Origin of the sequence: Arthrobacter sp. PsM3, from assembly GCF_030433895.1 — a bacterium.
In the GTDB taxonomy this organism is placed as follows: Bacteria; Actinomycetota; Actinomycetes; order Actinomycetales; family Micrococcaceae; genus Arthrobacter.
On record NZ_JARUXE010000155.1, the window covers coordinates 1 to 303 of the forward strand.

Annotated in this window: 1 protein-coding gene; it reads right to left on the bottom strand. The window is 67.0% G+C overall.

Annotated features, from left to right (window positions below; all coding sequences use genetic code 11):
- Window positions 1-303 (bottom strand): aldehyde dehydrogenase family protein (locus QCD75_RS22030; RefSeq protein ID WP_301231650.1); only part of this gene is annotated, 303 nt, incomplete at both ends.

Below are 303 nucleotides of genomic sequence, written 5' to 3' on the forward strand. Positions count from 1 at the left end.
TCCGGGTGCCCTCGGTGACGCCCTTGAGGATGGTCGGCTGGTAGAAGTAGCCCGGACCGTCCACCGGCGCCCCGCCCATGATTAAGACAGCACCTTCGTTCACGGCGTCGGTGACGAGCTCGTGGACCTTGTCGCGGCTCTTGGCATCGATCAGCGGGCCGACCTTGGACTCGGCCTCGGTGCCCCGGGCGGTGGTCATGTCCGCCATCTTCGCGGCGAACTTCTTCGCGAACTCCTGGGCGACGGACTCGTGCACGATGAACCGGTTCGCGGCCGTGCAGGCCTCGCCCATGTTCCGCAGCT